Genomic DNA, 22065 nt, shown 5'->3' on the forward strand with positions numbered 1-22065 from the left:
TCATAATCTGTAAAATATTTATATCTAAAAACAGGATTGCGCAAGCTTTCCTGTTTTTTTGTTTTGATGCTCTGTAAATTGATTATTTTCGCACCTTAAATATTCATCTCATTTTCAAAATACTGTTCAGTGCCCGATAGCGTCGTAATCATACCCACCTATAATGAGAAAGAAAATATCGAACGGATGATCCGCAAGGTATTCTCATTACCTCATGATTTTCACGTACTTGTCATCGACGATGGTTCGCCTGATGGTACGCAGGTTATCGTTAAAGACCTTCAACCCGAGTTTGACGGAAGGCTTTTTATTGAAGAGCGCGCCGGTAAACAAGGCCTTGGTACAGCCTACATACATGGCTTTAAATGGGGCATTGCCCGCCATTACGACTACATTTTTGAGATGGATGCCGATTTTTCGCATAATCCGGATGATCTTTTGAAACTAAGGCAAGCCTGCATTGATGGTGCCGACGCAGCAATAGGTTCACGCTATGTAACTGGCGTAAACGTAGTAAACTGGCCCATGAGCCGTGTGCTGATGAGCTATTTTGCATCAGTTTATGTACGTTTTATAACCGGGATGAAGGTACAGGACGCCACCGCCGGCTTTATGTGCTACAAACGCAGAGTACTTGAAACCGTGAGGCTGGATAAGATCAAGTTTGTTGGCTATGCTTTCCAGATAGAGATGAAATACACCACCCTTAAACATGGTTTTAAGCTGGTAGAAGTCCCCATTATATTTACCGACCGCACGGCTGGCACCTCCAAAATGTCCACCCGTATTTTCCGCGAAGCATTTTTAGGTGTGATCCAGATGAAGATCAACAGCATCTTCAGGAAATACCCGGAAGGGTGATTTTTTGAGGCGAAAGGATAAAGGTAAAAGGCGAAAGGTAGAAGCATTTCGCCTTTTTACTTAATCAAACACAAATAACCTTTCACCTTTATCCTTTTGCCTTTAACCTTATTAAAAGAAACAAACCTTTTACCTTTAACCTTTCACCTTTAGCCTAAAAAATTACTAATTTCGTTGGCAATGAATGAGCATCTTGACCCTGAACGCGAACGCCTCAGTCCTGCCGAACGTGATATTGAAAAAGTATTGCGCCCGCAGCAGTTTGAGGATTTTACCGGTCAGCATAAAATATTAGCCAATTTAAGGATCTTTGTACAGGCCGCCCGTCAGCGCGGCGAAGCGCTTGACCATGTGCTGCTGCATGGCCCTCCGGGTTTGGGTAAAACCACCCTGTCGCACATTATAGCCAATGAAATGGGTGTTGGTATCAAGATCACCTCGGGACCTGTTTTAGATAAACCCGGCGATTTGGCCGGTTTACTTACCAACCTTGAAACCGGCGACATCCTTTTCATTGACGAGATCCATCGTTTAAGCCCGCTGGTTGAAGAGTATTTATACTCGGCAATGGAGGATTTTAAGATAGATATAATGCTGGAGAGCGGCCCTAATGCCCGTTCGGTACAGATCTCGCTGAATCCATTCACCCTGGTTGGGGCTACCACTCGTTCAGGTTTGCTAACTGCACCTTTAAGGGCCAGGTTTGGTATTAATTCGCGGTTGGAATATTACGATGCCAAACTGCTTACAACAATTGTACTGCGTTCGGCATCTATATTAAAAACGCCTATTACTGATGAAGGTGCTTATGAAATTGCCCGCCGTAGTCGTGGCACCCCGCGTATTGCCAACGCGTTGCTTCGCCGTACGCGCGATTTTGCCCAGATCAAAGGCAATGGTAAAATTGATACCGAAATTGCCCAGTATGCCTTAAATGCCCTGAACGTGGATAGCCATGGTCTTGATGAAATGGATAACAAGATCCTGACTACTATAATTGATAAGTTTAAAGGAGGCCCGGTTGGTTTAAAAACCGTTGCAACGGCGGTTGGTGAGGATGAGGGTACCATTGAAGAAGTTTACGAACCTTTTTTAATACAGGAAGGCTTTTTGATGCGTACAGCCCGCGGGCGTGAAGCTACCGAAGCCGCCTACAAACATTTAGGAAAGATAAAGCTGGGGGGAAATCCATCGTTATTTTGATATAAACCTACATATATATATCCATCACCACCAATTATGAAAGCCAAATTAAAACTATTGCTCACTACTACTGCGCTTATTTTGAGCGGTGTAACCATTGCATCGGCACAAACAACAACGCCGCCGGTTAATCCACCCGCTCCGGCAAATACCGTTACCTTGCCTGCCGACTCAATTAACAAAGTCAAAAAAGATACTGTACCTGCTGTACACAAACCTGTGCCTACATTAAAAGTGGGCATCATGGGTTTAAACCATGATCACATTCACCTTATATTAAGCGAGTACCGTAAAGGAAACGTGAATATTGTAGGCATAGCCGAACCTAACAAAAAGCTTTGGGAAAAATTTGGCAAAGCCTATAACCTACCCGATTCCCTGTTTTTTGACGACCTGAAGAAAATGTGTACCGTCCGCAAACCTGCTATTGTGTTAGGTTATAACGAGGTTGGCAAACACGTAGATATTGTGGAGACTTGTGCACCGCTTGGGATTTCTGTAATGGTTGAAAAGCCTTTAGCCGCCACTCTTGAGCAGGCTAAACGCATGGAGTTTCTGGCACTTAAATACTATGTTAAAGTGTTAACCAACTATGAAACTACCTGGTACCCATCGTTCCAGGATGCTTACAATACGGTTAAGTTGGATAGCGTAGGCATGATTCGTAAAATGGTGGTGCATGACGGACACGAAGGTCCGCGCGAAATAGGCTGCAGTGAAGATTTCCTGAGCTGGCTTACCGATCCTGTTTTGAACGGAGCCGGTGCCCTTAATGATTTTGGCTGCTATGGCGCCGATTTAATGACCTGGCTAATGAAAGGCCAGCGCCCGATAGCAGTAACCGCCATTGCAAGGCATTACAAACCCAATGTATACCCTAAAGTTGAAGACGATGCTACCATACTGGTTGAATATGCCAACGCCACGGGCCAGATAGAAGCTTCATGGAACTGGCCGTTCGGTATTAAAGATATGGAGATCTTTGGCGCTAAGGGCTATATCCATGCATTTGACAAGGATAGCGTTGAAATAAAAGTTAACAATCGCGTACGAGGATATAAAGCAGCGCCGCTTATTTCGCCTGCCGATGCGCCTGTTGCCTATTTTACCGCCGCATTGCAAAATCCGCTTAAACATCCTGACGACCGTTCGTCATTGAAATACAACATGATCGTGATGCAGATCCTCGACGCGGCTAAGCGCTCTATAAAAGAAGGCAAACGGATAGTTTTGTAATCGAAATTTAACATCAATAAAAAGGCCTGCAATATCTTTCCCTTACGAAAAGATATTGCAGGCCTTTTTATTTTAAGCCATCTCAAACATATTCAAACCTTAAATTGATAATTAAATTTATTTACAATAAAAGATAGGCGTGTTATATAATTATTAATTTAGCCGCCGTTTAAATGATTGAAAAACCAACCTATAATATGATAAAACAAACGTTAGCCATGCTGGCCCTTTGTGCTTTCGGCGCTGTTTCATGCCAGTCGAAACCATCAGATAAAACAATCGCCGCGGCTCCGGCGGCTGCAACGCCGGCTACTGCCAATGCTGCCCCACAGGGTGATGCCGCCGCCATTCTGGCCCGCAAACAGGTACCTATCCTTTGCTATCACCAGATCCGTGACTGGAAACCGACAGATTCAAAAAATGCCAAAGATTATATAGTACAGATTGCCGCTTTTAAAGAACACATCAAAATGCTGGCCGACAGCGGTTACCACACTATACTGCCCGATCAGCTTTATGCATACCTTACCAAAGGTGCGCCATTGCCTAAAAAGCCTATCATGCTTACGTTTGATGATACTGATCTTGATCAGTTCACCATCGCTAACCCTACCCTAAAAAAATATGGTTTTAAAGCGGTTTATTTCGTGATGACCGTATCATTGGGCCGCCCGCATTATATGACCAAAGAGCAGGTGAAACAACTATCTGATGAAGGTAACGTTATCGCAAGCCACACCTGGGACCACCACCGTGTTGACCGTTATTCGCATACCTCTACCCTTAAAATCATTGGTAAAAATGGAAAAATAACCAATCGCCCGGTTGATGACTGGGTTACCCAGATCGAAAAACCAACCAAAACACTGGAAGAGATCACCGGTAAAAAAATGGATTACTTTGCTTATCCGTTTGGTATCTGGAACAAAGCCGCTTTACCTGAGCTCAGGAAACGCGGTTTCAAAATGGCTTTTCAATTAGCTGATAAACGCGATCAAACTGATCCGCTGATGACTGTACGCCGTATTTTAGATAGCGGTTACTGGAGCGCCAAAACTTTAAGCAACAGTATCAGGAATAGCTTTTAGCCCGCCGGCCCCCCTTTTGATTAACATATTGCATTTCAATATAACGATTAACAAAAAATGCCTGGCTCTTTGAGCCAGGCATTTTTTGTTAAACATTCTCCAGACCTCCCCCTTTAGAGGGTTGGGGCAAACTACAAGTTCTCCCCTGCCGGGCCCTGGCCTTTGTTTGACGACGGCATTTTGCTGATATCCTTTTCGTCGGGCTTTAAATGAACTATTTCGGCTATTATGGTATCGTCGCCGGTATTTTCGCCCAACTCGTCATTGTGCAGGTCTGAATAATCATTGTTCATCACTGCTGTTTTATCTATAGTTTCCATAATGGTACGTTTATTTAATTCCAGTTACCCACTTTACGGCTTCATCCAGGTTTTCCAATCTATAGCCTGCAAACTTGCCCGGTAAAATATATTTAAACAAGTGGCTAAACTCGCGCACATCGTCCTGATCGGTTACAACAGCAACCTTATTCCACCGTGTAAAATACTTAAGACCAAGCCTGACGTTGCCGCACCAGGCACCAGCCGAAAAATTTTTAATATTTGTTTCCAGTATCAGTAAAAAGTTTATCCGCCCGGTTTGTTTTACCTGCAGCTCAAGCAAAGGTCGTATGGCCTTCTCATAATCGCCGATGGTAACGTGGCCAACCGCATGTATTCCCAATACATGCGCAGGCAAATATCTTATATGCTCAAGCATGCTATAATTCTCTATTTTTTAATCAGATACAAAAACTGAACCAATAGTAACTTTATAGCAAACCGGAGTAAATAATAATAACGAATAATGTCCATGTGCAAGTATATCCTGGCTACTAAAACCCGCTCGGGTATATTGCTGTATATACACCAATTTCAATTTATACTATCTTTGCATCAATGCAGCAAAACAAGGCCACATATAGTCAACTCATTAAAAGCGAGGCGCAAAAGCTTGGCTTTTTGTTTTGCGGTATAGCCAAAGCAGATTTTTTAGAAGATGAAGCCCCGCGCCTTGAATCCTGGCTCAATAAAAACATGCATGGCGAAATGGCGTACATGGAAAACCATTTCGATAAGCGTCTTGATCCGCGGCTATTAGTTGACGGGGCTAAATCAGTCATATCATTAGGCATTAATTATTATACAGATCAACGGCAGGACGATCCATCGGCCCCTAAAATATCTAAATACGCTTATGGCATTGATTACCACACGGTAATTAAAGATAAGCTGAAACAACTGCTGCAAATCATCAATGAAGAGATAGGTGAAGTAGGCGGCCGTGCGTTTGTTGATTCGGCCCCGGTGCTGGATAAGGCCTGGGCACGTAAAGCAGGCATGGGCTGGATTGGCAAAAACAGCAACCTACTTAATAAAAAGGCCGGTTCATTCTTTTTTTTGGCCGAGCTGATCATCGACCTTGAATTGGAATATGATATAGCCCCCACCATTGATCATTGTGGAACCTGCACCAATTGCATCGACGCCTGCCCTACCGATGCCATTGTTGGCCCCTATGTGGTTGACGGCAGCCGCTGCATTTCATACCTCACCATCGAGCTCAAAAATGAGATTCCACAGGAGTTTAAAGGCAAAATGGATAACTGGATGTTTGGCTGTGATGTTTGCCAGGATGTTTGTCCCTGGAACCGATTTTCGGTACTCAATACGGAACCTGCCTTTACCCCTCACGCCGATCTGTTACATCTAAAAAAAGACGACTGGCAGGATATCACCCAGGATATTTTTCAAAAAGTATTTAAAAACTCGGCCGTTAAGCGCACGAAATTCAGCGGATTGCAACGAAATATCGATTTTTTAAAGGGAGTCTGAACCGTGCCTTTGAACTAAGCGATGTGAAGCTACTGTAGCTCAGTAAAATAGTGTAATAACCGAAAACGTCATTGCGAGGTACGAAGCAATCCCAAACTATACAGAGTGGCTCTGCTAATCGGGGATTGCTTCGTACCTCGCAATGACGCTTTATTTATAATAATTTACCCCTTTTTAAACTTCAATGCCAACTGAGCCAGCATATCATCGTTAACTGGCTGCGCGGGCTCATCCTTCTTTTTAAAAGGTTTGTTTTGATATTGCTGATTTTTGGTATGATCGGGCTTGGTGTATTCCTTTTTTTGATACTCTGGCTTAGGAGCAGCAGGTTGTTGATCTGCCGGCTTTGGCTGGGCTGCTTTGTTAGCCTGGCGCTCAGCTGTTTTTTTGGCATTCCAGCGGGTATAGATCTCTTCGAGCTTACGTTTGGTATACAACGGAAAATCACCCTGCATCATCCATGAGTAGTAGCTTGGCTCGGCGTTTAATACATCCTCTACACGTTTGCCTTTATGCTTGCCAAAGTTTATTAACTCTTCGCCCTGCTCATTGTAAACCATACGGCCTGCAAAATCAACCGGTTTGCTCAGGTTAGTAAACACATGTAAAGCTTCAACATCGCCAACAACCGGAACTAATTTGTTACCTTTTTTGTCCTCCCACTCCACGTTTTCATAACGCTCTATCTGCGCCAGCAAAACCTCCATGGTAGCACGGGTATCAGCCTCGGCCGAATGGGCATTTTCAATTACTTTATTACAATAAAACTGGTAAGCGGCTTTCAAAGTACGCTGCTCCATCTGGTGAAATATATTTTGCACATCCACAAAATGGCGCTCATCTAAAGTAAATGATACACCAGCGCGCAAAAACTCCTCCATGATCATGGGGATATCAAACTTATTTGAGTTATAGCCGGCCAGGTCGCTATCGCCAATAAAATCGGCTATTTCCTGCCCAAGCTCTTTAAATTGTTTTTCGTTTTGTATGTGCTCGTCGTAGATGCCATGCACCAGCGATGACTCAAGCGGAATAGGAATGCCCGGGTGAACACGCCATGTTTTAACGTCCTCACTACCATCGGGATTAAGCTTGATAACAGATATTTCAACTATACGGTCGGCACCGATATTGGTACCTGTTGTTTCAAGATCAAAGAAAGCCAGCGGGCGTTTTAATTTTAATTTCATTTGTTAGTGTTCAGAGATGCAAAGGTCGCAAATGTCCTAAAATTAATCAGCAGAATAAATTTTTTAATTTATTTAATATACCAATTTATTATTTAATTTGATTATCCCTAATTATCACAATTTGTATGAGCAAAATCTCTCTTATTCTTTTGATTTTTATTGGCTTATCACACTTAGCCACAGCCCAGGATTTTGAGGCCGGAGTTACTGATCAAGAGGTTGAAATGACCAAATATGATAAAGATCCGCAGGCCAATGCTGTCTTTTTAAATGAATTTGGCAATACCCGTATAGATGAATATATGGACCATATCAGGCTGATCCATACGTATCACGCCAAAATTAAAATATTTACCAAAGAGGGCTTTGATAACGGCACTATAGCGATACCTATCCATACCGAGAATAACTCGGACGAAGAGGTTAACAATGTTACCGGAACAACTTATTATAAAGATGATAACGGCATAATTCAAAAAGCCGAACTTGACTCTAAAAAAGTGTTTACTGTAAAAGATTACAAATATGGCAGTACAGTAAAATTTGCATTGCCTGCTTTACGCCCGGGTTGTGTTATTGAGTTTAAATATGAACTGATCTCTCCTTACTGGTATCATTTTCGGGGATGGGACTTCCAGACCAGTATCCCGAAAGCATACTCGCAATATGAGGTACATATACCAGGTTTCTGGAATTTTAACGCCTCTCTACGTGGTGCCCTGAAACTAACTAAAACCACTTCTGAAGTTGAGCGGGAGTGTTTTTCATCAGGCGGATCAAAAGCCGATTGTTCACATATTACTTATGCCATTAAAGATATCCCTGCTTTTGTTGAAGAAGATTTTATGACTTCCCGCAAAAACTTCCTTTCGGCTATATTTTTTGAACTGGTTGAATATACCAACCCCTATACCGGCGTTAAAACCGTTGTAACCAAAGAATGGACAGACGTTGACCGCCTGCTGAAAACAAGCGACGATTTTGGTTCACAATTAAGACGTACCAGCTTATTAAAAGAACGCATAGCGCCCGTTATTGCAGGTAAAACAGATGAGCTTGACAAAGCAAAAACTATTTACACCTGGGTTCAAAAACAATTGAAGTGGAACGACTATATAGGTATATACAGCGAAGGGATAAAAAAAGCTCTTGACACCCATACCGGCAGTGTTCCCGATATCAACTTAACCCTTATTACAGCATTAAATGCAGCCGGCCTTAATGCTGAAGCCGTGTTACTTTCAACACGGGAGCATGGAATGGTGAATACGCTTTACCCGGTATTAAACGATTTTAACTACGTTGTTGCAAGGGTAACTATTAACGACAAAACTTATTTACTTGATGCAAGCGATCCGTTGCTTTCATTTGGGCTGCTGCCTCTTAGGTGTATAAACGATAAAGGAAGGGTGATCAGCCTTAATAAACCGTCGTATTGGATTGAACTAACTTCGCAACAAAAAGCCGCAACAACACGCACCCTTGAATTAACTTTGCTCGACAACGGCAAATTAAAGGGCAGCCTTACCACTTACTACAAAGGCTATGACGCTTATGAAAAGCGTAAGGCTATAAAAAAATTCAATTCTGTTGATGAATATGTTGAAGATTTTGATGAAAAGCAGCCTAAATTAAAGGTTATCAAATCAGATATAATGAACCTGGATAGCCTTGACAATCCGTTAAGAGAAACATTTGAGGTTGAGATAGACGCATTTGACAATACTAATCATGACAGGCTTTCGTTTAATCCCTACCTTTGGGAAAAACGCACAACAAACCCTTTTAAACTAACCGAACGTGATTATCCTGTTGACTGGGGCTATGCGTCGGATAAGCGCTTGGTACTGGTGATGCATGTACCCGCGCAATATATCATTGAAACACCGCCGCAAGTAGTGGCCTTTTCTTTACCTAATAAAGGGGGGATGTTCGCTACTTCATTTGAAACGCAGGACAATAGTACCTTCACTTTTTCAAATATCATTCAATTCAATAAATCAGTTTACGATTCGGCCGAGTACCCCTACTTAAAGGAACTTTATAACAAGATCATCCTTACCGAAAAAGCCGACATGATTTTCAAGAAAAAATAATGAAGACATTTTTAACGCTATTTTTTACCGTCATTATTTATACCAATGCCACAGCGCAGGATAATTATGATGTATCCCTTATACCAAAAGAACTTTTACCTTATGCCAGTTCAGTTGTTCGAAATGAAGCAATAACAACAGAGGTTCGTGATCTTGACAATACCCTGCTTCACGTAAAAAGAGCCATTACTGTATTTAATAAAAACGGGGATGACGATGTTGCAATTGGTATTTCGCACAACAAAAACCGCATTATTAAAGATGTTAAAGGAATAGTCTACAATCAATATGGAAAGCCGATCAGTAAGTTTAGTGAAAGTGACTTTGAAGATGACAGCAATCATGACGGATTTTCCTTATTCACTGACGTTAAAATCAAACACTATCGCCCACTGGTAAGCGACTATCCATATACGGTAAGCTATGAGTATGATGTAAAATTGAAACAAACGCTTGAGTTCAGGGATTGGGAACCTAATCCATCAACGGGAGTAGCTGTCGAAAAAAGTTCATACACATTTATTTGTAAGCCCGAATTTAAGATCCGATATAAAGAGGTAAACGTTCCGTCAAAAGTGGTTATTGGCACCAATAAAGACGGATTAAAAACATACACATGGCAGGCAAGCAATTTAAAAGCTGTCAAGTATGAACCATACAGTCCGCTTCGCACTGCAAATTTAAGTTATGTTAAAATAGCGCCCGAAAAATTTAGTTATGGCGGTATAGCCGGCTCGTTTACTAACTGGAAAGAACTTGGTATGTGGCAATATGACAAACTTAATGCCGGCAGACAGGTGCTATCCCCGCAAACTGTAAGCCGCATGAAGGAACTCACTAATGATATGACCGATCCTAAGCAAAAAGCAAGAAAGATCTATGAGTACATGCAAGGTAAAACTCATTACATCAATATATCAATAGGCATTGGCGGATATCAGCCCTTCCCGGCAGCAGATGTTGATCAGCAAAACTACGGTGACTGTAAAGCCCTCGTTAACTATACACAAGCCTTATTTAAAGCAGTTAATATTGATTCATATTATTGTGTAGTTGAGGCGGGAAATGCCAAAGTAAGTATGCTTACTGATTTTGCAAGCATGGACCAGGGTAATCATATCATATTATGCCTGCCCTTCAAAAACGACACAACCTTTTTAGAGTGTACCAATCAAAACATGCCTTTCGGCTACTTGGGCGATTTTACTGACGACCGTACCGTATTGGCCTGCACACCGGAGGGAGGCAAATTGATACATACGCCGAAATATACGGCGCAGGCAAACCTGGAGCAACGCACAGCAGCTTTTACAATTGCCAACGATGGTGCCCTAAAAGGTTCAATTATTACCAACTTTAAGGGAGCGAATTATGAAGACCGTGATCATATCATTTATGAATCGTCAAAAGAGCAGGTAAAAGATCTTAAAAAGATATACCCGATCAACAATCTTGAAATTGAAAGTGCCGATCTGAAACAGTTTAAAACAGGGCAACCATATACAACCGAAAACCTGAAAGTGTCTGCAAGTGATTATGGGTCAGTAGCCGACGGAAAAATTATATTTCTGGCAAACCCGGTTAATCGCATAAGCTCACCGCTCCGTGAGGTACGTAACCGCCGCAATGATGTTTATATTAATCGTGGTTATACCGATGAAGATGAGATCACTTATACCATGCCCGCCGGCTATAAGGTTGATATGCGCCCTAAAAAGGTAAGTATCGAAAAGCTATTCGGAAAATTTGAATCAAGCACAACGGTAAACGGCGATAAGCTAATCTATAACCGCAAATTGCAGATCATCGATGGTACTTACAGTAAAGATACTTACCAGGACCTTGTTGATTTTTATCAATCAATAGCTGATGTTGACAACGATAACGTTACACTGATTAAAAGTAACTAAAGATCACAATACCCAGGATAATGCCAAGTACCATGATCAGATAAAGCATGATCTCGGTACCTGCAAAACGTTTGTATTTGGTCCAAAATGAGTATTCTTCTTTTTTATCGGCCATGATGGCGCAAAATTATTGAAAATTAGGTCACAAATCAGCTCTAATTTTTACGAATTACACGAATGCGACTTAACCTGATATTCATTTAATTCGCACAAATCCTTCTAAAATTCGTGTTAACAGGATTGGGATTATTTTAATTTATACTACTGCTGGTAACACTTTCGATAGAACCTGCCCTGGAGAAGTATTTGTATAGCGAAGGATCACGCAATTTCACAATGATCACCCCGCGGCGCGAGCTGGCATGTACTACATAGCCATTTTGCAGGTAAACCCCCACATGGCTGAACTGCTTTCCGTCGAAATCAAAAAACACCAGATCGCCCTCTTTTAGTTCGTCCTCATATTTTCGTTTGATGATGGTGATCTGCTTACTGGTCATGCGCGGAATGGTGAGGCCATAAACCTGCTGTTCGAGCAAAAAGGTCAGGCCCGAGCAGTCAACACCATCCTTATCCAACCCGCCAAATTTATAGGGTGTTCCCATCCATTGATCGATAAACGCATAAAGGCGACCGTTTTGAATGTCCCCCCTGCCTACCCCCATAATTTCGGAGTATTTTGAGGCGATATCAGGAGAAGGGTTAACTACTTCACCCGGCTGGCCGCGCATAGCGGCCTTGCGCGAATGACATGAGCTTAATATAAAAGGGGAAAGGAAAAACACAAACAAGTAAAAACTACGGCGCAGGTATATGCTCATGAAGTAAAATTAACTTTAAACTTTATTGCAATGATACAGATGTTTTTAACATATCAACATGGGTGAATGTGCAGATATATCTTCATCACATCATTACGAGGTACGAAGCAATCCCGGACTCTACAGGGCGGACCTGCTTATAGGGGATTGCTTCGTACCTCGCAATGACGTGTTTTTTTAGCTCTTCACCACCCTTTGGATCTCATCCAGTTTCATAAGCGCTTCAACCGGGGTTAGGGTATTTACATCAAGGTTATTCAGTGTATCACGGATCTTTACCAATACGGGGTCATCTATCGAAAACATTTGCATCTGCACGGCTTGCTTCTGCACTTTACGGATACTTTCTTTAATATGTTCGCCGCCGGTACGTTCGTTTTCCAGCTTCTTCAGGATCTCATTGGCACGGCTAAGCACTTTGGCAGGCATACCTGCCAGTTTAGCCACGTGGATCCCGAAGCTGTGTTCGCTGCCGCCGGGCACCAGCTTACGTAAAAAGATGATCTGCTGCCCTACTTCCTTAACCGATACATTAAAGTTTTTGACACGGTTAAACGAGTTGCTAAGCTCATTAAGCTCATGATAATGCGTAGCAAACAAGGTTTTAGCCCTTGCAGTTGGGTGGTTATGCAGATATTCGGCAATTGACCAGGCAATGGAAATACCATCATAAGTTGATGTACCACGACCGATCTCATCCAACAGGATCAGGCTCCTATCGCTTAGGTTATTGAGAATGCTTGCTGTTTCGTTCATCTCCACCATGAAGGTCGATTCGCCGGACGAAAGGTTATCCGAAGCCCCTACCCTGGTAAAGATCTTATCAACCAAGCCTATGGTAGCCGCCTTAGCCGGCACAAAACAGCCCATCTGTGCCATAAGTACTATCAAGCCGGTTTGCCTTAACAAAGCCGATTTACCCGCCATGTTGGGACCGGTAATGATGATGATCTGCTGGGTTTCCGAATCAAGAAATACGCTGTTGGTGATATACTCTTCACCTATCGGCAAATTCTTTTCGATAACCGGGTGACGGCCGCCTTTTATATCAAGTACCCTGCTTTCGTTTATCTCGGGCTTAACGTAGTAGTTTTTAATAGAGATGGTAGCGAAGTTAAGCAGCACATCCAAACGGGCTATGAGCTGGGCATTGAGCTGAATAGGTTTGATATACTCGGCCAGCGAATACAGCAGGTCATTATATAGCTGCGTTTCAATTACGAAGATCTTTTCTTCGGCACCTAAAATCTGCTCTTCATACTCTTTAAGCTCAGGCGTAATATAACGCTCGGCATTAACCAGGGTTTGCTTACGGATCCATTCGGTAGGAACTTTATCGCGGTGGCTATGTGTAACCTCCAGGTAGTAACCAAATACGTTATTGAACGATACTTTAAGCGATGGGATCCCCGTTAGCTCGGCCTCACGCTTCTGGATCTCCAACAGGTAGCCTTTACCGCCGAAAGCGATCTTCCTAAGCCTGTCAAGTTCTTCACTGATCCCCTCATTCATCACCGAACCTTTAACCAGCATTACGGGGGGCTCGGGGTTTAGTTCGCGTTCTATCTTTTCACAAATAAGCGCACAGGGGTTTAACTGCTCTCCTATCGCACGCAGGGGGGCACTTTGCGATGATTCGGCAATCCGCTTGATCTGAGCTATAGCGGTCAATGCCTTTTTTAGCTGGCAAACCTCGCGCGGATTAGCTTTTTGCAAGCCAATTTTGGAGATCAGCCTTTCCAGGTCACCTATCTGGCGGAGGTATTGCAGCAGGTCTTCGCGCAGTTCTTCATTGCCTATCAGGTATTCAACCACACCAAGGCGGTCATTAATAGCCTTGATTTGTTTAAGCGGCATCACAATCCAGCGGCGTAGTAAACGTGCGCCCATTGGTGAGCAGGTATGGTCAAGTACATCAACCAGCGTAAGGGCGTTTTCATTAGCCGAACCCACCAGCTCCAGGTTGCGGATACTGAACCTGTCGAGCCAAAGGTACCTGTCTTCCTCAATCCTGCTGATGGCCGAAATATGCCCGAGGTTACGGTGTTCCGTTTCATTAAGGTAATGAATGGCAACACCTGCGGCAATGATGCCCAAATTCAACTTATCAATACCGAAACCCTTGAGCGATTTAACGCCGAAGTGCTTCAGTAGCGTTTCGGTTGCATAATCACCGCTGTAAGGCCATTCGTCAAGGGAATAAGTATAGAAGCGGTCACCATAGGTATCTTTAAAATCGCGAGTGCGGCTTTTGGGATAGATCACCTCGCTTGGCGAAAAAGTTTGCAGCAGCTTATCAATATAATCGCTGTTGCCCTGGGCGGTCATGAACTCGCCTGTTGAGATATCAATAAGCGCTATACCAATGCTGTTTTTTTCAAAATGCAGCGAAGCAAGATAGTTATTGCTTTTTTGATTCAGGATATTATCATTGGTAGCTACACCGGGGGTAACCAGTTCGGTTACGCCTCGCTTAACAATGGTTTTGGTAGTTTTTGGATCTTCCAGCTGATCGCAGATAGCCACACGCTGCCCGGCACGAACCAGCTTAGGCAGGTATGTATCCAGTGAATGGTGCGGAAAACCGGCAAGCTCAATATGTGTAGCGGCGCCATTTGCGCGGCGGGTAAGTACGATGCCTAAAATTCCGGCAGCCTTCACGGCGTCTTCGCCAAATGTTTCATAAAAATCGCCTACCCTAAACAGCAGCAAAGCACCGGGGTACTTTACTTTGATAGCATTATATTGCTGCATTAAGGGGGTTTCTTTGGTAGTATCTTTAGCCAAGCGGTTACTCCTTCTGTTAATCGGGTAAAGTTAATGCATTGGCAGTGGTTTTAGGGCATTGTTGAAAATTCGGGGAGATGTGGATATGTGAACGCCATAACCTGCAAATATTTGTTACTCGATTTTTGTTTAAGCGGTATTCCCCTCACATGGAAAATACCGCCTTTAAACGAGCGTTAACTGGAATTAAACTATTGAAAAGCTAATTACCTCCGGAGCATCCCCATCCGGATCGATGGTAATTGTAAAAACCTGGCTGATCTCCGATAAAATATTCAGGTCACTGGCATAGTGCATTAAAAAACTTCCGATAGTCCGCAAGCTAAACGACTGGCTAAAAACACCGGATATTTTTTTATAGGCATCATTAAAACTTGTATACTGACTATGTTGCTGTACAATATTATTTAAATTTTGAATACCCAAAATAAAATCCTTTAAATCAGATTGCAGCGAGGGATTGGCGCGGATAACACCGGCGTAGGTGTTACCAAAGATCCAATTATCAGGATCGGCTTCAAACTGGGCCAGGTTATCGGGATTGCCCATTTTTTTAATGACACCTTCAGCTGCCGCAGCAAAATCGCTGATGTCGGTATCAGGATCAAAATCATTTAAATAACCAAGCCAAAGGCCACCATAGGTTTGCTGCCGGGTGGCCGGATCACGTCTCAGCTGATAATCAGATATGAAAGTCATGGAAGCTCCCATTGCCATGGCAAGGTATTTAAGGTTTAATCCTCCCCACCCGATACCCCCTATTGTTTGCATTAGCAGTTTAAAAGCAGCCGGAGAGAAAAGCAACTTATGTTCTGTCAAAACCTTTTTATCTTTTACATTAACCTTAGGAAGGTATTTAGCAATAACATTTTCAACATCTGCCGCCTTAATTGCGCCCCAAAGCACAGCAAGGTCAATTAAATCCTTGAAATCATCTTCTTTTAATCTTGTTTCCTCTGATATTTGGTTTACCAGCATGCTAATATCAAACTCGTCAATTGCAGGGATCGCTTGTTTGGAATACCCAGCCATATCGGCGGTGATCAAACCTTTCCATGATCCAGAAGGTTTCCCCAATCCCCACTTGTAACCTAATGTTCTCTCCATTGAAATTTGCTGAGCGGTTTTACCTAAATTAGTTCTTACAACATCTTTTAAATCGGTATAATCCTTACCTAAGAGGCTAAAATCAAATATCTGCAAACCAAAACCCCAGCTTTTGTTAACGGCGAGCGTTTTTTCATTTAAGTACGAATTAACTACTGCGCCAGCTATCTTGTTATCCCGGATATCTTCTAATAACCTGGCAGGTTTAAATTTCAGCAGATCCAAATGATACTTATTATTTGTAATCAAATCTTTAGTTGCCAGTTTAACGGATAATATTTCGTTTTCTTCAGTTAATCTTTTATACTGGTAACTAAAGCTAAAATTCAAACTGGCATTGGCAATGGCTTTTATTTTATCCGGGATTATCTTTTTGATGGCGTCGATCTTATCAATCAGCGCGTTTATCGAATCTGGTACTTTATCCAACTTAAAATAAGTCAATAACTGCGTTACAATTCCCTCCTCGCTTGCAGTAGCAGTATTGTTTTTTATTTTTTGAAGAGCGGCATCAATCTCATCTGCGGTATGACCAAATACCGACTCTATAATTTTTTCATATAATTCGCCAAGTTGCTTTTCAAGCTCACTGGTATTTGATAATCCAATTTGAATAGCTGCGCCAGCACTTACCGCCGTTGAGGTGGCTTTGCCTTTTTTAAATATGACAAGACATTCCTCGTCGGGAAGTTTTTTTACGAAATACCGAAAATCGTCTTTGATGGAAAAATCAACGGCAGCCGTTAAGCTTGGTGTAAGGCTAAGATCAAGGGTTACAGGTACCGGCAACATTCCGGAAAGCAAACTAAGTGATGACGCGAAAATATTTGACCAGCTAACTTTGATGGTGCTTGAGAGGCTTCCGCTAACCAAAAAAGCAAGAGCATCATCTTCTTTAAGAGCCCCAACGTCAGCAGGGTCAAAAATAGTCAGGTATTCACGAGTGTCGTCCAAAAAGGCCGCGTTTATAATATCGGTATTAGTATGCTTTTTATAAAAAACCGATTTCGCATTACCTTCTGAAGTTAAAACCAAATCAAACCCGACACTCGAAATTGGCAAATTCGCATTTAATTTAGCAGTGATTGCGTTTACATATTTTAAATAGGCTTCAGAATCGGAATTAAATGTAATGGGGGCATCTTTTATTCCTGTAAATTCATCTTCATCCTTGTCATCCTCGTCATTAAATAATTGAACACTAACCCCGGCTCCTGCACCGATTGTAAAAGTTACACCTTCAAGATTAATAGATGTTGCCCCATCAGTGCTCAAAACTATAGGCGTTTCATCTGCCATAAGGTCTTTATCCTTTAATGACTTGGTGGTAAGCAACAACTCGCGCACCGGAACAAGAACTTTCGATAAATCAATCATATACAATAGCTTAAGTTTATAATGCAATCTAACATTATACTTTAAACTTAGTACAAAATCTACAAAAAATCTGGCAAAAAAGTTAGTCTGAACTAAACTACGTGGTGGTGCTCCCGGATAGAAATCGGTATATTACCTTAGGTAATGTTTGAGAATTATATAACCCCCATACATAGCTAAACTATTGATCGGGACTTGAAATATTAATGCAAGAAGTTAAGATGCTTCCCTGTTACTTAGCTACCAGCTTCCCGTTTACAATCCTATTTGTATAATCTTGTATTTGCGCCTTACAATCCAGCATTCCTTTTTGCATTTCGGCATTTGGTTGGGCAGTGTTCAGGTTTTTCTCCAATCCTTTATCGGCTACAGCAAAAATGCCGGTGAAGTTTTTCCCATCAAACAGATAGGTATAATTACCCTGCATAAACTGGTAGATATTGCCTGTTGAGTTGATCACTTTGGGCTGCTCATCGGGTAGGTTACTTACCAAACTCCTGCCCCATGATCTAAAGGGTTTGTTATAACCGATCAGATCGACCACGGTTGGATAAATATCCATTTGCGATGCCAGATCAGTACGAACGCCTTTTAGATTATAAGCATTATTGGCACTATAAAACAAAATAGGTACTGCGAAACGGTTAATCTGCTTGCTGTATTCAGGGTAATAGGTTTGACTGGTATGATCGGCCGTGATCACAAAAATGGTGTTACTGAACCAGGGCTGCGTTTTGGCATAATTAAAGAAGATCCGCAGGGAATTATCCGTATACTGAACACATTTATCAATAGCCAGCGGACCGCCCTTAAACCTTTCTTTGTATTTTTCGGGTAGTTGATAAGGGTCGTGAGAGGAAAGCGTAAAAAGCGTAGCCATAAAAGGTTGTTTCTGAGAGCTCAGCGTGCGTCCCATAAACGGGAAAAAATGCTCGTCCCAAATACCCCAGATCCCGTCAAAATCTTTATCATCGTTATATTCGGTACGGCCATAATAGTGCTGATAGCCCAAAATACTGCCAAAACCCTGAAAGCCCATCGACCCGTTTGCCGCCCCGTGAAAGAATGAGGTTTGATAGCCCATACTATCACAAATGGACACTACCGACTGGATTTTTTGCTTGGCATAAGGAGAAGAGGTAAAAGCGTTTTGAAACGAAGGAATCCCTGCTATTACCGACGATACAGCATGAATTGATTGCCGGCCGGTTGCATAGGCATTAGTAAATATAAGACTGCTGTTGGAGAGCGAATCCAAAAACGGCGTATATGATTTAAATCCAGGGATATTAACATTGCGGTTCATGCAGCCCCAATACTCGCGGGCCATACTTTCCAGTATAATGATCACCACATTAGGTTTACTGGCCGGCCTTGTATTATACTGTTTAACGGGTTTGATGTTACTGCTGATGTATGCCTCGTTCACCCAGTGCTGAAGTTTGTAATTATTGGTACCTAATGTCCGGAAAACAGCGAAAGGAGTATTCAGCACAATATCGCCCTGGTTAGGTACAGTGATGTGCTTGTAAGCATCAACCATATTGATTGGCCTGGTACTGTGTGCAAAATCGCCCCGGATTCCTCCGATAACCAGTGTAAGGATGAGCAGAAAAGATACTATGGATGATAGAAAATATATTTTCTTATCCTTTACCACGACAGGCTTCAACTTCACAGCTTTATATAGCCAGATCCAGCAAACTGAGCACAATATAAATATGATGATCACATACCAATAGGCTTCAGAAAAATGAGTGAACAACAGTTTCTTATTATTTTCATCGGCCAATACATCAAGCGTTGCCTTGGTTGAGCGTACCTGGCTAAAGCGATAGTAAATAATATCAACAAAGTTGGTAGCGTAGGCAAGCAAGTTGGTAACAAAGTACAGGATAGCCATACTCTTTTGAAACTTTGGGTGGCTGTTTATAGTCAGCGGCAAAACACTGAGTAAAATGAACAGGCTGTTGATATAAAGTAGCGCCGTAGTGTCAAAAGCCATTCCATAATAGCATAACTTAAGCAGTACCCAAAAGCTATCTACAGCAAACAGGTGTGTATTAAAAGCAAAGAATAACAACCTTGCAATAAAGTAGAACAAATACCCCAAAAACAGCCTGTATAAAAGCACTTTATATTCGGCCAACCTTAATTTACTTTCCATGAAAACACGTTGCTTTTAGTTTCCCCCAAGGTCGGATCAGCAGGAAAAGATCAAACCTGGTTTTCACCGGGAGCTAATAAAAAGCGAAAGTAAAAAAAATAGAATAACAATTATTTAATACTAAATCAACAGCGATTTAATGACATTAGGTTAGCAAATGAGTTGTTAAATATTGAGGAGGGAGAAAGAGAACAGGAGGAGGCAGGGACCACTTTTAAAATCAATAATAAACACGGGGCACCTAACGGAGCCTTAAAGTTTCCATTTTGTTTCCTATAAACACGATACTCCTGCGGAGTGTATCAATTGCTTTAAACTCCGTAGGATTATCGTGTTTATAGACATTTTGTACCCAATATATTGGCTCCGTTAGGTGCCACGTTTTTTTAAAGCGATTTCCCTGAACGCTAAGGCAATTTAAACCCACCCTCTCCTGTAAATTATATAGCTTTTAACTGCCTGTATTGTCGTAAAGTGGCCTGGTTATTTCGTTTGATCCGGTAAGGAAGTTTTTTCAATTTTTCCTGCAATAGCATATAAGACTGAAAATCGGCATTGCCCTGTAATTTTTTAACCAGCTTATCCAACTGATCTTCAAACTTTACAATTTGTTTATAAGCCTCATTATTATCCCTTAAATTAGGTAAAAACTCACGTATGGTACTATAAACCCAAACCTCAAATTTAGGATTTAACCAGCCTGCAAACTTTAGCGCCAGAATCTCACACATCCAAAGGCCATCTGTTTTATTCACAAATATCATTGATTCTAAATCGGCCTGGTTATTAACATGGTTACCCTCAAAATTCGACTCATTAAAGGGCAATGGCAAATTTTTGAGCTCTTCAATAAAATCTTTGGTTTGTTTCAGCTTTAAAAACTCGGTCGGACTTTTTTCAAAGATTTTGCCCATCTCTGTGGCATTTATCATTAAATCTTTATCACTTATATCAAACTCAATAACCTGATTATTGAAATCAAATTCAAAAACTGCATTTACCATACGTCTTCTCTAAAATATGTATTAATTAACATGCAAGTATACCAATAGCTATTTTAAAAACTACAAAAATTAGCATAAAAAATTAAATCTTCATAAAAAACCACAAAAATTAGCAATTAATAATAGCCCGTCTGATCAGGAAAACGCGTCACCACTCAAATAAAACTTTACCACTCCTGTTGCAAAGCTCAAAATATTCCGTTAACTTTGAAATACAAAGTACTTTTAATACAAATGAAATTCAACAGATCATACCTCATTTTAACACTCATCCTCTTCATAACCGAGGTACTTATCGGCGTATATCTGCATGATCGGCTTATCCGCCCTTTCGGAGGCGATCTTTTAGTAGTTATCCTTATTTATTGCCTTATAAAAAGCTTATTCAAAACACCATGGCTAAAAACAGCCTTCGGTACACTGATCTTTTCATATATAGTTGAGATATCGCAGTACTTTAATCTACTTAGCTACCTCAACTTACAAAACTCAAAAGTGGCTGGCATACTGCTTGGGCATTCATTTTCCTGGGGTGATATGCTGTGTTACACCATTGGTATATCTATAGTGATAAGCATCGAACTGCTTTACAGTCAACCCAATAACTTACCAAAAACTAAAATTATATAATATGGACTATTTTGTAGATGAACATTCGATAGTGCGCAAAATTTGGGGTAAGGCAGATACCATCCTGTTCATTTTTGCCGGAGCCGCTGCGGAATTTGCTTTAAATAAGGCTGTCGACTGGCTTTATTTCACAGGCAAGCTCCCGGCCGATCCCCTGACCCGCCTGTTCAGCACCGTTGCTTATTCGCGGCAGATCCTTTTTTCGGAGCGCGAAGCGGCGTTAAAGGCAATTGATAAAATAAACGCTATACATAAAGGCGTTGAAAGCGCCCGCGGCTCCCAAATACCCGACTGGGCTTATCGCGATGTACTCTTCCTCTTGATTGATCTCTCCATCCGCTCACATGAGCTATTGGAAAGGCCTTTGAGCATAGCCGAAAAAACCGAAGTGTTTAATGTGTTTTATAAGGTTGGCAAACAGATGCAGCTAACCAGTCTGCCAAAAGATTATCATCACTATCTGCAAATGCGCAAAGAACACCTTGAATGCAATTTGGTTAACAGCACTTTTACTATTGACCTGTATCATCAATACAGAAAACACCTTGGCTTTCTCCGTTACCAGATCTTGAAGCAGGCACAGTTACTTACCGTCCCTGCGCAGATCGGCCAGCAACTGCCCTTGGGTAAAATAGCCTGGCTTTGGCCTGTATTAAAAGTATACAAGGCAGTAAAAAACATTAAACCCGGAAAGTTTTTAAGGGATGCCCTTTTGCCAGAGCAATACAAAGTTCAGATCCAGGGAATGGACAAGGCATATATTTTAAACTGATC

Annotated in this window: 18 protein-coding genes; 9 read left to right on the plus strand and 9 right to left on the minus strand. The window is 41.8% G+C overall.

What is annotated here, in order from left to right; all coding sequences use genetic code 11:
- The first annotated feature begins 129 nt into the window (after positions 1 to 129).
- From AC1DUD_RS04925 to AC1DUD_RS04940, 4 genes are all read left to right on the plus strand, one after another.
- Positions 130 to 861, plus strand: a complete 732-nt coding sequence (locus AC1DUD_RS04925; protein WP_477372201.1) for a polyprenol monophosphomannose synthase — start codon at positions 130 to 132, stop codon at positions 859 to 861.
- A 180-nt stretch (positions 862 to 1041) separates the two neighbouring features.
- On the plus strand, positions 1042 to 2064 hold the full coding sequence (ruvB, locus tag AC1DUD_RS04930) for a Holliday junction branch migration DNA helicase RuvB (protein WP_321558233.1): 1023 nt from the start codon (positions 1042 to 1044) through the stop codon (positions 2062 to 2064).
- 36 nt (positions 2065 to 2100) lie between these two features.
- On the plus strand, positions 2101 to 3300 hold the full coding sequence (locus AC1DUD_RS04935; protein ID WP_477372203.1) for a Gfo/Idh/MocA family protein: 1200 nt from the start codon (positions 2101 to 2103) through the stop codon (positions 3298 to 3300).
- Positions 3301 to 3497: 197 nt separating this feature from the next.
- The gene (locus AC1DUD_RS04940) at positions 3498 to 4388 is read left to right on the plus strand and encodes a polysaccharide deacetylase family protein (RefSeq protein WP_477372205.1); all 891 of its coding nucleotides are present in this window, start codon (positions 3498 to 3500) and stop codon (positions 4386 to 4388) included.
- A 131-nt stretch (positions 4389 to 4519) separates the two neighbouring features.
- On the opposite strand, the gene AC1DUD_RS04945 is transcribed toward AC1DUD_RS04940, so the two are convergent.
- Positions 4520 to 4708, minus strand: a complete 189-nt coding sequence (locus AC1DUD_RS04945) for a hypothetical protein (RefSeq protein ID WP_477372207.1) — start codon at positions 4706 to 4708, stop codon at positions 4520 to 4522.
- Positions 4709 to 4718: 10 nt separating this feature from the next.
- Positions 4719 to 5087 (minus strand): SpoIIAA family protein, encoded by a 369-nt coding sequence (locus AC1DUD_RS04950; RefSeq protein WP_477372210.1) that lies wholly within the window; start codon positions 5085 to 5087, stop codon positions 4719 to 4721.
- Between the two features lie 179 nt (positions 5088 to 5266).
- Here AC1DUD_RS04950 and queG point away from each other — a divergent pair, with 179 nt between their 5' ends.
- Positions 5267 to 6202 carry a tRNA epoxyqueuosine(34) reductase QueG gene (queG, locus tag AC1DUD_RS04955; protein ID WP_477372212.1) on the plus strand — a complete coding sequence of 312 codons (936 nt, stop codon included), beginning with the start codon at positions 5267 to 5269 and terminating at the stop codon, positions 6200 to 6202.
- Between the two features lie 164 nt (positions 6203 to 6366).
- On the opposite strand, the gene AC1DUD_RS04960 is transcribed toward queG, so the two are convergent.
- Complete coding sequence (locus AC1DUD_RS04960) at positions 6367 to 7392, minus strand: exonuclease domain-containing protein (protein ID WP_477372214.1); 1026 nt, start codon at positions 7390 to 7392, stop codon at positions 6367 to 6369.
- Positions 7393 to 7517: 125 nt separating this feature from the next.
- Between AC1DUD_RS04960 and AC1DUD_RS04965 the strand changes: the two genes are divergently transcribed.
- Positions 7518 to 9488: a DUF3857 domain-containing protein gene (locus AC1DUD_RS04965; RefSeq protein WP_477372216.1), complete on the plus strand. Its 1971-nt coding sequence runs from the start codon at positions 7518 to 7520 to the stop codon at positions 9486 to 9488.
- Positions 9488 to 11398: a DUF3857 domain-containing protein gene (locus tag AC1DUD_RS04970; protein WP_477372218.1), complete on the plus strand. Its 1911-nt coding sequence runs from the start codon at positions 9488 to 9490 to the stop codon at positions 11396 to 11398. The genes AC1DUD_RS04965 and AC1DUD_RS04970 overlap by 1 nt, the downstream gene beginning before the upstream one ends.
- On the opposite strand, the gene AC1DUD_RS04975 is transcribed toward AC1DUD_RS04970, so the two are convergent.
- From AC1DUD_RS04975 to AC1DUD_RS05000, 6 genes are all read right to left on the minus strand, one after another.
- On the minus strand, positions 11385 to 11513 hold the full coding sequence (locus AC1DUD_RS04975; RefSeq protein ID WP_477372220.1) for a hypothetical protein: 129 nt from the start codon (positions 11511 to 11513) through the stop codon (positions 11385 to 11387). The genes AC1DUD_RS04970 and AC1DUD_RS04975 overlap by 14 nt on opposite strands.
- A 136-nt stretch (positions 11514 to 11649) precedes the next feature.
- Positions 11650 to 12219 (minus strand): C40 family peptidase, encoded by a 570-nt coding sequence (locus tag AC1DUD_RS04980; protein ID WP_477372222.1) that lies wholly within the window; start codon positions 12217 to 12219, stop codon positions 11650 to 11652.
- Between the two features lie 177 nt (positions 12220 to 12396).
- Positions 12397 to 15006 carry a DNA mismatch repair protein MutS gene (gene mutS, locus AC1DUD_RS04985; protein WP_477372224.1) on the minus strand — a complete coding sequence of 870 codons (2610 nt, stop codon included), beginning with the start codon at positions 15004 to 15006 and terminating at the stop codon, positions 12397 to 12399.
- Between the two features lie 186 nt (positions 15007 to 15192).
- Positions 15193 to 17490 (minus strand): hypothetical protein, encoded by a 2298-nt coding sequence (locus tag AC1DUD_RS04990; protein ID WP_477372226.1) that lies wholly within the window; start codon positions 17488 to 17490, stop codon positions 15193 to 15195.
- A 232-nt stretch (positions 17491 to 17722) separates the two neighbouring features.
- A complete protein-coding gene (locus AC1DUD_RS04995) occupies positions 17723 to 19657 on the minus strand; it encodes an LTA synthase family protein (protein ID WP_477372228.1) in 1935 nt (644 codons plus the stop codon).
- Between the two features lie 440 nt (positions 19658 to 20097).
- Complete coding sequence (locus AC1DUD_RS05000; protein WP_477372230.1) at positions 20098 to 20661, minus strand: KilA-N domain-containing protein; 564 nt, start codon at positions 20659 to 20661, stop codon at positions 20098 to 20100.
- A 234-nt stretch (positions 20662 to 20895) separates the two neighbouring features.
- Here AC1DUD_RS05000 and AC1DUD_RS05005 point away from each other — a divergent pair, with 234 nt between their 5' ends.
- Together AC1DUD_RS05005 and AC1DUD_RS05010 are read left to right on the plus strand one after the other, a co-directional pair.
- On the plus strand, positions 20896 to 21291 hold the full coding sequence (locus tag AC1DUD_RS05005) for a ribosomal maturation YjgA family protein (protein ID WP_477372232.1): 396 nt from the start codon (positions 20896 to 20898) through the stop codon (positions 21289 to 21291).
- Position 21292: 1 nt separating this feature from the next.
- Positions 21293 to 22063: an oxygenase MpaB family protein gene (locus AC1DUD_RS05010; protein ID WP_477372234.1), complete on the plus strand. Its 771-nt coding sequence runs from the start codon at positions 21293 to 21295 to the stop codon at positions 22061 to 22063.
- Positions 22064 to 22065 lie beyond the last annotated feature (2 nt).

This window comes from Mucilaginibacter sp. P4_A11 (assembly GCF_056402535.1).